Genomic DNA, 12,872 nt, shown 5'->3' on the forward strand with positions numbered 1-12,872 from the left:
ATGGCGCAGCGGAAGGCGAGGTCGTTGAGCTCGGCGGCGGTGGAGCGGTTGACGTCGTTCTCCAGGCCGAGCAAGAGCGGCGGCAGATCGAAGGCGTCGGCGATGACGCGCAGCAGGAGCTCCTGCCAGCGCAGGCGAAGGTCGTCGTCGTTGCCCGAGCCGAAGCGCAGCACTTCCGGGCGATGCTCGACGGAGAGAATGGGCACACGGCCCGTGCCTTCGATCTCGTCCTGCCACCAGCGAATCAAACGCTCCTGGTGCGCGGGCGTGAGCTCCTGCAGCCAAAGGGCGTACTGCACCACCGAGTTCGAAGCCAGGCGCGCGGCGTAACGGTGCGCGCCGAGGAAGGCGTTGATGGTTTCGAACGCGACCTCGAGGCGGCCGAGGCCGAAGGGCGTGTGGGTGCGCGGATTCAGGCGGATGTAGATGAGCTCGTCGTCGTTGAGGTCGATGTGGGCCTCGGGGCCGAAGCGACCGGTGGCCTGGGCGTAACGCGGCGAGTCGGGGCGACCGTCCCAGTCGGGACGCAGGCGGATGGTGGCGCCATCGACCGGCCAGAGGACCAGCGGGCGTTCCGGATCTGCGGTGCGCTGCACTTCGATGGCGCCGAAGCCGCCGACGATGACGTCTTCGAGGACCTGCTCGGCGAGCGAGCGGAAGCTGTCGTCGGGGTTGGGGACGTCGAAATTGTCGGTGAGCGCGCGCAGGCGGCGTGTGCCTTCGAAGAGATTGTCGAGGGAGCGGCCGTTGCGCGGCTGGATGCGCCAGCGCATGCCGGCCACGCGGTCCTTGATGGTGTTGATGGCCTTGCGCGCCACCGGCGTCTCGGCGAAACGGCGCAGGTTGTGCGGCGTGGGCTTGGGAAGACGCTCGGGACGCGGCCCATGCGCCGAAAGGACGGACGGCAGGGGCAGCGTGCGGCGGCCTTCGGGCGCGCGAGCGCCGGCGATGCGGCGCAGCGCGCCGCGGACGAGGGATGGAATGTTCATGGTCTTGATTTCGCCGCGGATGAACGCGGGGCAAAGTCTTTTTCACCACAGAGACACGGAGAGACGGAGACAGGTCAGTTCAGAACAAACGCATGGGCGTGATCGAGAGCCAGAGGCCGAAGATCAGCACGGTCGCGAGAGCCAGGAGAACGCGACCACGGCCCTGGCCGGCGACGGCCGTGGCGAGGGCGACGAACAACGGAATCATGGCCGCGCCGGAGAAGTCGTCATAGAAGCTGCGGTTGCTATAACGGAACTCGGCAAAGAACTCCACCAGGTACATCACAAAGCTGGCCGAGGCGCCGAAGTAGCCAACGAAGAGCGCGAGGCGGCGCCAGCGCGAACCCTCGTGCTCCGGTGGCCGCAGCAGCCGCTGCCAGCCGAAGCCGAGCAGGCCGGCCGCCAGCAGGTGAAACATCCAGGGCACGAGATCGAAGCCAGGGCCGGACATCAGACGTGCAGTTCCTTCCGCACACGGTCGGCGATCTCCGGGAGCGCAGCCGTGGTCGCGACCGTGATGCGGGCCTGGGCGAGGACGTCGAGCGCATAGGCGACAGGCTCGCTCGAGCCGTCGAAATCGTTCTCCACAATCGTGGTCAGCTCGGACCTGGCCTTTTCCAGGCGCGCGATGCCTTCCGCAACCTGCGGGAAGCTGAAGGCCAGGAGCTTGGCGGCGTTCGGGTCCGACTTGAGCGAGAGCGCGTGGAACATCTTGACGACGCCGTTGGGCTGGTAGCCGCAGTCGATGACCAGCGGGTCGCCGGCGCGGGTGTATTTGGCGGCGGCGATCTTCTTGCGCATGAGCGGCCAGACGCCGGCGTGCTCGAAGGCCGCCTGCATGCGGCGGAAGATGCGCGAGCGGGCGGCAGGCTCGCGCGCGACGATAACACGGCGCGGCGATTCCAGGTACATCTCCGCCAGGCGAGCGAGTTCCTGTGCCGGTGATTCGGCTTCGAGTGCCTTCGAAGGCGAAAGCTGCAGCGAGCCCGAAAGTGAATCTTTCAGGCGAGCCAGCAGGGCTTCGCGATCGGCGGCGTCTTTGAGCTTGCTGCGCAGCTCGGCTTCGAGGGCCTGGAGCATCTCCAGGTCGGCTTCGGGATCGAGGCAGCGCAGGCGGCGCCAGTCACGGGCGAACTGAACGCCGGCGAACCCGCTGGAGGATTCCAGCAGGACCACGCCGACGTTGACGAACTCGTCCTTCACCGCGTCGGGAACGTAGCGGAGGAGGAAGAATTCGAGTTGCTTGCGTTCCGCCATCAGTCGTCAGTCTTCAATCGTCAGCAAAGACCTTAACCACAGAGGACACAGAGGGACACAGGGGCAAAATCAATTTACTCGCCTTCGTTTTGTGACTCCTCCGTGTTCCTCTGTGGCCTCCGTGGTTAAGCATCAGTCTTTCCACTGCGGGAACGGGTCGCGGGCTGAGCGGCGGAACCCGGTAATGAGTTCGCGCACGCGCGGGCGGCGCTTAACCAGTTCCGCGACCAGCTTCTCCATCGCCTCCCAGTTCCCTTCATACCACTCGGGTGGAACCTCCGCTGCCAGTTCGCCCAGAGCCGCCGAGTCCAGAGCTTCGAGGCGCGAGAGCCAGGGCTCGAGCGATTCCCAGCCGCGGATGCCGGCGTACACGGCATTGGAGGCGTGGACGCCGCGCAAGGGCGAATCGGGAAAGTTCCATTCGCCGGCGTTGAAGCAGTAGCCCTGGTCGATGAAACAGACCGTGTACTTGCGCTGTTTGGGCTCGCGCCAATAGACCGCCTGGCGGCCGTTGGCGTTGCAGGTCCACTTGTCCAGCGCCAGCACGCCGGCGAAGGCGGCCAGGTTGCGAACTTTTTCCAGCAGCACCTCCGGCAGATAGTCGAAGACCTGTCCCGCCGCCGGGTCCACGGCGTAACGCGAACCGAATTGTAGTCCCGGGCGGCAGGGCAACGCCTTCCCAGCCAGCTGCACGGTCAGGTCCGGGGTGTGGGCGATGAGCCATTCCGAGACCTCGAGGACGGCGGGCACGGGCACCGGCAAGCCCAGCCGCTCCGCCAGCCGTGTAGCAAGCAATTCGTTGGCCAGAACCCGTAGATGCTGCGGGTTGTTCTGGAACTTGACCACGTAGAAGTGTCCGTCTGAGGCGCGCATGAGGTGCGCCTGCGCGCCGCCACGCAGCCGGCGAACGTGTTGGACGGCGTGAATGGCCAAGCGGCGGATTGTAGCGCGGTTGTTGGCCACAGAGACGCGAAGTCACAGAGTTGTTCGGCCCCTTCGCCAGCAACCGTAGGTCCGTGGTACGGAGATCCCTCGGACGACAACACACTACCGTTCCGGGAGGGCGGCCAGTTCGAGATTCCCGGTGTGGGAATCGAGGCCGGGTAGCTCACTGCGAACGGCGAGGGCGATGGCCATGGCCAGGACGCAGTCGTCGTTGGCGCCGGGGAGGGCGCCGGCAGAGCCCTCGGGGCGGCGGACGAAGGTGCGGCACTCCTCCAGCAGGCGCCGGCTGGAGAACAGATGCGGCGCGACGCCCAGCACCGCGCCCAGATTCTCGATCATGGGAGGGCGGGTAAGCGCCGACGTCAGCCAGCCCAGTTGGCTCCCCTTCTGGTACAGGTGATGATAGTGCTCCGCCATCTGCAGATAGGCGAGCACGGCGTGACCGTGGTTGTTGCGCTCGACGGCGACCAGGGCCTGGTTGTATTCCCGAGCGAGCGCGGCGACACGCGCGGCCAGCTCCGCGGGCGGAAAGTGTCCGCGCAAATCAGCGCACTGCAGGGCTTTTTCGCGCTCGATGACCTGGGCACAGGCGTAGTCGCCTTCGGCGCCGCCGCCGGCGGGATCGACGCCAATGATGTACTGGCGTCCGGGGACCGGCGGCCAGAAAACCTGCAGGCGTCCGCTGTCCCGCGATTCGGCGGGCTCGGGACACTCCGCCAACCGGCGCTCGACCACTTCCAGATCGAAGACGCATTCGCGCGAAGCGAGGAAACAAGAGTGCGGGTCTTCGGCAAACTCCTGCGGAGCAAGCGCGCGGAAGTTGGAGCGCAGCTCGCGGCGATAGGCGATCTGGCCGGGCCGGAGGCCGAAGCGCTCGATGAGTTCCTGCTCTTCGGGGGTCAGCGGGCCGGGGTCGGCGACCTCCTTGGTGTATCCGGGCTCCCACCACCAGGGAAAGAAGTGGCGGGCGTAGCTGGTCTCTTCGGCGCGCTGCCATTCGTCGTAGAAGACGGAGCCAGCGCCGGCGGGCGTGGATTCCAGCACGATCTCGCCGGCGGGCGGCACGGCGGCGCGCAGCGACGCCAGAGTCTCCGCGGCCGGGCCGGGCCAGCGGGCCACCTCCGATCCGTGGAGATGACGGATGGTGAGCCCGCGACCGGCGTTGGGGTCCGCCGCCGTCTCCACGCGGTACTCGCTGTCGAGCGCCGGCAGGACGATCTGGCGGACGTTGGCGCGCGAAGTACGCAGCGCGCCCACGCGCAACCGCGGAGGCAGGTTCGCCATGAAGCGGTGCACGATGCGGAAAATCTCCTCGGCCGAAGTCTGGTCGTGCGCCACCTGCACCGCGATGGTACCCGGGCGGGTGATGACGCTGAGAAAGATGCGGCCCGCGATCCAGGTGGTGACGCCCATCTGGCGCGCCTTGAGCACCAGATTGCGGCTGCCGGCATTGCGTTCGTACTGCTGCTGCACGCGGTTGGCGGCGAGCGGCACCAACTGGCCATCCTTGTTGCGGACGTGCAGGAGCGCGGCCATCACGCGGGAGCGGATCCCCGGCTGCAATTCCAAGCGGCGGCCGAGCGCGAGCAGGCAGTCGAGGTCGTCCTGCCACCAAGAGCGGAGCGCAGAGGCGGCAGCCGGGATGGGAAGAGCAACGGCTACCACCGGATCACCCGCGGCACGGTGGCCGGGCCCGCGGGGGGTGGCGCTTCTTTAAGCGCCACCAGCACCTGGGCGTAGTCGCGGTCGGAGGTGTCCGAAGTGACGTCCACGCTGTCGGTAGTGCCGGTGAAGATGCGGATTCCACTGCGGACGTGCATGTTCGATGCGGCGCTTGCGCCGGTCGTGCCGTTTGCCGTGAGCTGCGTGTAATCCGCGTCCCAGGTGTAGGCGTCAGTGTCGGGGCCTTCCCCGGCCAGGGCATGCACCCAGAGATACTCCTGGGCGGACAAGCTGCCGAGGGAGATGGCGGCGGGGTCAGCGCCGTCGGTGGGCAGCGTACTCTTGCCGGCGACGCTGACCACGTTGGTGGAGGTGATGGTGAACTCCCAGCAGGAAGCGGCTTTGGCGGTGACGCTTGAGTCCGAGGTGAACGTGATCGTGCCGCCGGAGTTGAGCTGCGTGGCCACCTTGCTGAAGAAGATGGAGGCATTGGCGCCGCCGCCGGCAGAGCCTTGTGCGTTCTCGAATTCCGTGGCTCGGGTGTAGGTATTAGACGCCGAATCCGAAACCGACCAGTGCGTGGTCTCGGCGTCGGCGGTGTCCAGGTTGTCGGCCGCCAGCGCGCACACGATGACGTTGTTCGCTTCCGCGGCGGCGGTGGTGGTGATGGTGAGGTTGCTGGTGCCCGCGCTCTTCGCCTGGTTCGAGCCCAGCGAGCCAGCGCTCGCCCATGAGGCCAAGGCAGGCAAAGGGAAAATGACAAGTGCAAAGTGAAAAAAGAAGACAAGGGAGGCAAGCGGCATTTTGCCTTTTTCATTTTTCATTTTGCATTTCCTCAGTCGATCCATTCTTCGAACCACGCGCGGGAGATCTCCTGACTCTCGCGGCGGGCGCAGGCTACAGCCGCGACCCGGTGCCTCGATCCCGGTGAGTAGCTGTCAAGCAGGCGGGCGAGCTTCACCGAAGAAGTGCCGGGTGCAAAGCTTTCCGGCGCGCCGCGCTGTCCGTCGAGCGTGACCTCGAGGCTGGTGATGGACCAGCCTGCGGGCGCGGTGACGGCCAGCGTGATGCGCTGGCCGCGCGCCAGCACGTGATGAGAGAAGTCCCATCCCCAGTCCGTGTCGGCGGGCAGCGGAGCGCGGGCTTCCGGCGCCGGGTAGGGCACGGAAGGCGCGGGGACCGCGCCCTCCCAGGCGGGCTTGTCCGGCGGCGGGGAGCCCTGGATCTCGAGGTCCCAGTTCTTGTCAGTCATGAGTGAAGAAACAGCGTTTGGAATCGACGAATTGCCGAATTGAATGACTACATCGCGCGACGCGCGGTGACTTCCACTCCCAGCAATGCGGCGGTAGCGGCGAGCGTGTCGGAGGCGTTGGCGGGGTCACGGCCCACGCGCAGGTACATGGTTTCGCCAGGCGCACACCCGGAAATGGTGGCACCGGTGAGCACCGCGGAGTTCCGCTGGTTAGCGGTGGCGTTATTGGCGTCGGCGACGGTCTGCTCGCTGTTGTACGTGGGGCTGAGCAGATCTTCGCCGTCGGCCAGGCATGCGGTACGGAGCGTCCAAACCACGGAATTGGTCGAGGCAGAACCGGAAAACCAGATGAACTTCACGTCGACGCCGCCGGTCGAGGTCCAGTCGGCGGGCAAGGTGACGTGGAAGGTGGCGGTGAGGGCGGAGCCATCGGCGAAGTCGAGCGCGCCAAAGCGGTGCGGCGACGTACCGTAGCAGGAGGCCGCGGGGGCACTCGAGGTGGGCAGATCGAAGCTGGGGGCTGCGGTCGAGTTGTTGCAGCCTGCAGCCGAAAGCCAGAACCTGGCAGGATAGCTCACGGTGTTGCCGGCGGCTTCGGCATCAAGCGTCTTGTTGGTGAGCGTGTCGGCGGTGTCGCGTCCCACGATGGTGTCGCTGGAGGTGAAGGGGACCATGTTGGCGGTGGGGCCGATCCCGGTCTCAACATACAGATTCTTGATCGACGCTGCGGCCGTGCCCATGTCGTACGTATTGTCTTCGTTCGGGAAGAAGATCCCGGAACCGTCGATATACCAGCGGTTTCCAACACCGATTTCGCCGAAGGCCAGCCTGGCTCCGTCCGCGTCATTACAGAAGTAGAAGTCGTCCGTGGCAGCGCCAGCCTTCAGGAAGATGCACGCCTGGGCAGACGTTCCGGTGTCGGTGTTTTCCACGGTAAAGGCGGTATTCGCGTTCTGCGTCTTGGAAAGTGTCTGTGCTTCGGTGAAGGTTTGCGCCAGGTTCAGGATGGCAAGCGTGCCATCTGCATTGGGCGGTGCCAGGGTTCGGGTGGTGGCGGTAGTGAACCCGGAAATCTGGAAGGCCAGTTTCTTGGTGGAGTCCACGTCATCCGTCACCCGGAAGGTGTTATCGGCGAACTCCGGTCCGCCACCACCGCCCTGATCGGCCGTGCAGGTGATGACGCCGGCGGAGGAGATGGCGCTGACCTTGTCGGTGCCCGAACAGGTGAGCGGCTGGACGGTAGCCGAATCGGCGTTGGGGATGGTCACCGTGCGGTTGGCGGTGGGGTCGGTGATGGAGAAAGTGGTCTTGAAGGAATCGAGGGTAGAGCCTTCGAACTCCAGGTTGCCGCCGAAGTGCACCAGGCCGGTCCCGCTATGAAGCGCGTAGTTGGTCGAGCCTGCGGTCTGATTGTCGATCTTGATGCCGTAGTTGGTGGTCACCGTGCCCGCAGAACGGGCATTCGACTCAACCCACAGGCCCATCATGTCGCTGACGGTGGTGCCCGCGACCGACATATCCACGTAACTGTTGAGGCCGACCGCCTTGGAGACGTTCCCGGCCGAGCCCTGAACATAGGTGCTGGCCTGAATCGCCTTCATGATGGTGACCAGACCGGGCGCCTCGTGGATCGCCCTGCCGTCTACGCCGATGACATTGCCCTTGGTTCCGGAGGTGTGCACCGCTACCCCGATGCCGGCCAGTCCCATGGTGACGGCGGCGGTGGTGTTGTCCTGGTGCAGTCCGGTAAAGCCCACCGAGTCGGTGGCTGCGCCATTCAGCACCGCAGCAAAATCGTGCGTGTCGTTCAAGGCCGTCTGTGAGGTGGCTGCGAAGCTCGCGATGGTGGGCCCTACGCGAGTTCGGCCGGCGCCGAAGTAGTCCCGGGGCCGGTTGGCGACGCTGGCGCCGATGTCGCGGGCATTGTCGGCCGCGAACAGCAGGTCGGCGGCACCCACGCTCATCGAACCGGAGGAGAATGACAGGGTGGGATCGGTGACTCCGGCGTCGAAGGTCCAGGTGAAACCGGAAGCGTTGCCGAAGGTGACCGAGCGAATGTCGGTGGTGGTGATCTTGGCCGTGATGTCATCCGGGGCCGGCACCGTGTCGAGCGCGAATTTGACCGGAACATCGTTGCCGGCGATGGCGCCATCTTTGAAGTTGGCGTCGGTGGCCGGTGCAGCGTTAACGGCGACACTGTCGCCGGAGCCGCCGGCTCCGCCGTCGTCGTCCGAGCAGACGATCTGATTGGTGGCGTTGATGGTCAGCGCGCCGCCGTTCACGTTCGCGGAGCAGTTGCCCACGACATTCCACTCAGGGACGTAGTTGGCGGTGAGGTTCTGCGCCTGCTTCAGCGCGAAATAGTTGCTACGGTCGGGGTCGTACCAGCGCAGCTCGCTCCCGACCGCGAGCGAACCCGTCAGAGTGAGATCGGCCTTCAGCCCGACTTCCTTCCATTGCGGCGGGTTTACGCCGTCGCCGCGTATCAGGTGAATGACCTGGCCGCTGGCCAGCGTCCGATTCACGCCTCCTTCGAGGGCGATATTCGAGTTGTTGGCGATGGTGGTGTTGGAATCCCCTGAATAGATGATGAGTAGCTGGCCTATGGATGACCCCGTGAAATCCGTAATGACGGTGGGGGAAGTGTTGGCGGTCTTCCAGACACTGAAACCCGCGACCGAGGGCGTGGCCGAGTTCGTGGCCAGTACAGGGACGGCCTCGGTGTTGTCGTTGCGGGAGGGCGGGATCATCGTCCCGGAGCCCAGGTCGAAATTCCTCCCGACCGCGACCCTGGTTCCTGCTCCGCTCGCTCCATACGAGATGGGCAACTGCATGGGCTTGACGAGGAAGTTCCCGATGGTGGTGTTGCCGTCGGTCCAGTTGTCGGTGGCCAGAGAGCCGCCCACCACGATGCCGTAGTCCGAACGGTCGCCTGCTCCTTCGAGCGAGCGCACCGTGTTGCCGGTGACATAGATCCTCGTCTTGTTGACCAACTCTATGCCCGCCCACGCACCGCTCACCCCAAGCGTCCGGCTGACGCCGTTGAATCCGAAACCGTCGATCAGGTTCCCGTGAATGAACACGTCCTGCGTCGAGCTTCCTGCCAGCACGATTCCCTGGCCATAGCAGCGGTAGAGCGAGTTTTGGATAACCGCAACACGCACCGCGCCCGTGCTCTGACCCAACTGGATGCAGGGATTGCTCTGCGTGGCGGAAATCTGCCCCACGTCGCGGATGGTGTTCCCGATGACTACGTTCCAACCCGTCTGCGCCGTGTTGTTTTCAAGGGAGATGGCAGAGTTCCTGGTTTCGTCGAAGGTATTGCCCTTGATGAGCGAGTTCATTCCGGCGAACTCCACGCCCATATTGCCCATCTTGTAGAAGTGGTTATCCGCGATGGTAGCGTTCGATACCCCGCCGGAAAAAGCGTTGATGCCGTCCCAGGCGCCGTTGATGAACCAGTTGCCCCTGGCTTGGTTATTGCGCGACTGAGGTTCTGTCCCTACGTTGCCGCCAGAGAAGTTGATCCCCGCGCCACCCAGCTTCTCGAACATTACGCCGACGATGCTGGAGTTCGAGAGGGCGGCAGTCGCTGCATTCGGCCCGAACAGGATGCCGTAAGTCGGACCCTGCGCGTCACATCCGCTTACTGGCGACCCCTGCGGATTCTCGCCGGCAAATTTGAAGGCGCGCAGATGGACATTCTCGGTACTGGCGGCATCGTTTCCGAGTTTGACGTATGCCAGCTTGTTGCTGGCGCAGGCCCAAGTGGTGATGTGCAGCACGGTCTTGTCGCCCATCCCTTCGACGGCGACATCGCTGGAGGTGACGGCGAGGGCCGGCGAGCTACCCGTGACGGCCAGTTCGAACGTGGCCGCCCCGAGCAAGAGGTGGACGGGGCGGTCGATAGTCAGCGTGGAAGAGATGGTCTGCGCGCCTTGGATGCCGCGCGCGTCGGCTATCCCGCCGGTGGAAGGCAGCGAGTTGATACAGGCCTGGATTTTGGCGCCGGCATCGGTACCGCTGAACACATCGCAGAGACGGATGTTGTGAAAGCTGCTGTTGGTAGTGGTGACGTTGGCGATGGCGTTATCCACGTACTGCCGCGAGGCCACCTGCATGGCCACACCCGAGGACACAATGCTGGCGCGCACCGCGGCGATGGTGGTGGGCGAAGTCGCCGGCACGCTCCAGAGCTCTTGGCTGGTGGAACCGTCGTCGAGTTGGTAGACCACCTTGTAGAAGCTGCCTGGGGGCGTGGCGCCTTCGTTGGGCACCAGGCTGACGTTGAGCGTGCCGCCGGAGCCGAGCGTGACGCTCTTCGAACCTGCGGCCACGGTTTTTCCTTCCGCCGTTTCGAAGGCGGGCCAGGTGATGAACAGCGTGCCGCCTGCCGGAGTGCTGTCGGCGCGATAGACCACGTCAACGATGGCGGTGGTCACAGGGCCCTGGGCCCGTACCGGTGGTGTGAGACCGGCGGCGAGTGCGATGGAGATCAGGCAGTAGAGAATTCGCTTCATGGCGGTTGGCTATTGGCTCTTGGCGGCTGGCCAGTTCACCTGGCGTTCAGCACTTAGCATTAAGCACTTGGCACCTGGCCAGCGACGACGCTTGGGAGACCTAGGGGCAAACACCCGTGCGGCCCAGAGTAGCCGCCCCGCGGCTGAATGCCAGGTGCTAATTGCTAGATGCGGTTTAGAAGGCTACTTCTCGGCCTGGGCATAGTCGCGGAGGAAGCTCTCGACGCTTTCGACGTACACGTCGGCGAAATCCACGACCGGCCGGCGGATCTGGATGAGATCGAGGGCGGCATCGAGCTCCCAGCCGATGGCGCGCAGCAGGGCCAGGGCCATCATGGGGGCCCGGTGGATACCGGCGGCACAGTGGATGAGCAGCCGGGCTTCCGGGTCATCGAGGGCGCGGAGGCCGAACTCCACGCCACGCTGGAAGACCTCCGGCGGCTTGGGCTGGAAGTCATCTTCCATGGGGTTCCACAGCACTTCGACGCCGAAGGGTTCGGCGAGCAGGGTGTCGTCGAACTCAATCTGCATGTCGATGATGTGGGTGACGCCCTGGCGGACGACCTCCATCATGCGTCGCTCATCCCAGATGGCGCCGCCGACCGCGATGCGGTCGGTCACCCAAGTCAGATCCATGAATCAGCTCGCGTCCGGCGGCGTAGGCCGCAGAAGAACACCGCGAGTCTGATTCTACCCTATGCATCCGTGGACTCCGCCGGCGGCCTGACTTCTTCGACAGCGATGCTGCCGAGACGGTCGAGGAGAATCTCCGCGAACGAGGGACCGGCCGCTTCCGGAGGCAGGGCGCCGGGCGCGAGGCCGGCGAACTCGAACAGGAAGCGGGCGTGCTGATGGCTCGCCTGGGACTGCTCGGCAAGGCCGGCGATGATCGCGGGCAGGGCGCGCAGCACCTGCTGCTGGGCGGACTCGAGCGCCGCCTGTGGCGAAATGGGAACGACGAGCTCGGGCGGAGCGGGCGTCGGCGTGGCATCCGAAGCCTTGCCGTTCAGGGGTCCGTGCTTGTGCTTTCCGTTCTTGTGCGGTCTCATAAAAGCGGAACGGGCGCCCGGCTGGGGCGCCCGTTTTCCCTTTTTCCTATCTTAAGTTCAGAATAACATACCGAAAAGGGTAAAAGGCGCATTTTTCTTTGAAGTTTATTTGCCCTCCCTTCTTTCGCTTAGCGTGAAAGTGACATTTTTTGGCTCTTGACACGCATCGGATGCCGGGCGAGGGTGCGGCTCCACATGGCCAGGCAAAGGAGGCATGAGACCGAGGTCGAGCAGCCTACGGCTCAGGCGATCGAGGGCTTTCGGATAGCCGCGGTTGATGGTGGCACGGTCACAACCGAGCAAAATCGCAGCTTCCTCGCGGGAATACTCTTCCAGCGTGATGCGGGCGATGAGCCTCTGGTCGAAGCGGTCGAGGCGGCCGAGGCAGCGCTCTACGTCATAGACAAAGATGACGATGTCCTCGAAGGTCGGGACGCGCAGGGTGCTCACGCTGGAACGGAAGAACTCACGGCCCAGAAGCGCCGGAAGCCGGCCGAGCTCGACGGACATGCGAAGGAAGCGCCGCAGGAGGGCAACGGTTCGTCCACGGTAATGAACAAGGTCGGAATTGGGACAGCGGACGCGATGCCGCCGGTGGCGGCGAATGCCAGGAACCAAGCGGCGGCTCATGCGCACCTCCCGGCACCGGCCAGGCGGCGGCGTTCGGCGGCCAGTTCCTCCCGGCGCGAGTAACACCGTCGACAGACGGAAAGCTGCTGCCCCTGCGGGCGGAGTCCGAGTGCTCCGCACTGTTCGCAATACTTGGGCTCGAGCACCACGCTCTGCCCTGCTTCTGCTTGCGGCATCGTTTCCTCCAAAGCAAAAGAGCCCTGCCTCCAATCCGCGGGCGCGGAATGGAAGCAGGGCTCGTTGATGTTGCGACGACCTGCCGGACTATTCAGTTGTCAGTGGTCAGCAGCTTCTAGCTTCTAGCTCCTGCCACGACCGCCGAATACTTCAAGGAATCATGCGGTCGTCCTTCTTTCGTGAAAAGTAGCCCTCCTCATAGCCGGACTTGAGCACGCGTCCGTTCTGGACCACGACGCTCAGCCGGCCGGTGAAGGCGAGGGCGGCGAGCAGGCGCTCGGTAGAGGCGGAGAGCATCTCCGAGTCGCGCACCTTGCGGCGGAACTCCAGGAAGACCTGCTCTTGGGGGCCCGATTCGGGTCGGGGGATCATGGATTCGCTCCGAACTGTG

The 12,872-nt window shown here is 64.9% G+C and carries 12 protein-coding genes; all 12 read right to left on the bottom strand.

Translation table 11 applies throughout. The annotated features are described in order from the left end of the window. Positions 1 to 989, bottom strand: a 989-nt coding sequence (locus VLE48_05740; GenBank protein HSA92495.1) for a phage portal protein, incomplete at its 3' end; no start/stop codon positions are given. A 79-nt stretch (positions 990 to 1,068) separates the two neighbouring features. After that, on the bottom strand, positions 1,069 to 1,440 hold the full coding sequence (locus VLE48_05745; protein HSA92496.1) for a hypothetical protein: 372 nt from the start codon (positions 1,438 to 1,440) through the stop codon (positions 1,069 to 1,071). Continuing rightward, complete coding sequence (locus tag VLE48_05750) at positions 1,440 to 2,246, bottom strand: DUF3037 domain-containing protein (GenBank protein HSA92497.1); 807 nt, start codon at positions 2,244 to 2,246, stop codon at positions 1,440 to 1,442. Before VLE48_05750 ends, VLE48_05745 begins: the two co-directional genes overlap by 1 nt. 132 nt (positions 2,247 to 2,378) lie before the next feature. After that, a complete protein-coding gene (locus tag VLE48_05755) occupies positions 2,379 to 3,209 on the bottom strand; it encodes a HipA family kinase (protein ID HSA92498.1) in 831 nt (276 codons plus the stop codon). Between the two features lie 84 nt (positions 3,210 to 3,293). Continuing rightward, positions 3,294 to 4,856, bottom strand: coding sequence for a hypothetical protein (locus tag VLE48_05760; protein HSA92499.1), 1,563 nt, complete (start codon positions 4,854 to 4,856; stop codon positions 3,294 to 3,296). After that, on the bottom strand, positions 4,850 to 5,602 hold the full coding sequence (locus tag VLE48_05765; GenBank protein HSA92500.1) for a hypothetical protein: 753 nt from the start codon (positions 5,600 to 5,602) through the stop codon (positions 4,850 to 4,852). Before VLE48_05765 ends, VLE48_05760 begins: the two co-directional genes overlap by 7 nt. An 86-nt stretch (positions 5,603 to 5,688) precedes the next feature. Further along, on the bottom strand, positions 5,689 to 6,105 hold the full coding sequence (locus tag VLE48_05770) for a hypothetical protein (GenBank protein ID HSA92501.1): 417 nt from the start codon (positions 6,103 to 6,105) through the stop codon (positions 5,689 to 5,691). Positions 6,106 to 6,152: 47 nt separating this feature from the next. Further along, complete coding sequence (locus VLE48_05775) at positions 6,153 to 10,625, bottom strand: right-handed parallel beta-helix repeat-containing protein (protein ID HSA92502.1); 4,473 nt, start codon at positions 10,623 to 10,625, stop codon at positions 6,153 to 6,155. A gap of 183 nt (positions 10,626 to 10,808) precedes the next feature. Beyond that, entirely contained in the window at positions 10,809 to 11,261 is a 453-nt protein-coding gene (locus VLE48_05780; protein ID HSA92503.1) for a dual specificity protein phosphatase, read from the bottom strand. A 59-nt stretch (positions 11,262 to 11,320) separates the two neighbouring features. Next, positions 11,321 to 11,674 (bottom strand): hypothetical protein, encoded by a 354-nt coding sequence (locus VLE48_05785; protein ID HSA92504.1) that lies wholly within the window; start codon positions 11,672 to 11,674, stop codon positions 11,321 to 11,323. 105 nt (positions 11,675 to 11,779) lie between these two features. Next, positions 11,780 to 12,184, bottom strand: a complete 405-nt coding sequence (locus tag VLE48_05790) for a hypothetical protein (protein ID HSA92505.1) — start codon at positions 12,182 to 12,184, stop codon at positions 11,780 to 11,782. A 447-nt stretch (positions 12,185 to 12,631) separates the two neighbouring features. Continuing rightward, positions 12,632 to 12,853 (bottom strand): hypothetical protein, encoded by a 222-nt coding sequence (locus tag VLE48_05795; protein ID HSA92506.1) that lies wholly within the window; start codon positions 12,851 to 12,853, stop codon positions 12,632 to 12,634. Positions 12,854 to 12,872 lie beyond the last annotated feature (19 nt).

The organism is Terriglobales bacterium (genome assembly GCA_035454605.1).
In the GTDB taxonomy this organism is placed as follows: domain Bacteria; phylum Acidobacteriota; class Terriglobia; order Terriglobales; family Acidobacteriaceae; genus DATMAB01.

Bases quoted from the DNA above. Each gene is read 5' to 3' on its own strand.
- VLE48_05750 (HSA92497.1), bottom strand. From the start codon at position 2,246: ATGGCGGAACGCAAGCAACTCGAATTCTTCCTCCTCCGCTACGTTCCC.
- VLE48_05780 (HSA92503.1), bottom strand. From the start codon at position 11,261: ATGGATCTGACTTGGGTGACCGACCGCATCGCGGTCGGCGGCGCCATC.
- VLE48_05795 (HSA92506.1), bottom strand. From the start codon at position 12,853: ATGATCCCCCGACCCGAATCGGGCCCCCAAGAGCAGGTCTTCCTGGAG.
- VLE48_05785 (HSA92504.1), bottom strand. From the start codon at position 11,674: ATGAGACCGCACAAGAACGGAAAGCACAAGCACGGACCCCTGAACGGC.
- VLE48_05770 (HSA92501.1), bottom strand. From the start codon at position 6,105: ATGACTGACAAGAACTGGGACCTCGAGATCCAGGGCTCCCCGCCGCCG.
- VLE48_05775 (HSA92502.1), bottom strand. From the start codon at position 10,625: ATGAAGCGAATTCTCTACTGCCTGATCTCCATCGCACTCGCCGCCGGT.
- VLE48_05790 (HSA92505.1), bottom strand. From the start codon at position 12,184: ATGTCCGTCGAGCTCGGCCGGCTTCCGGCGCTTCTGGGCCGTGAGTTC.
- VLE48_05745 (HSA92496.1), bottom strand. From the start codon at position 1,440: ATGTCCGGCCCTGGCTTCGATCTCGTGCCCTGGATGTTTCACCTGCTG.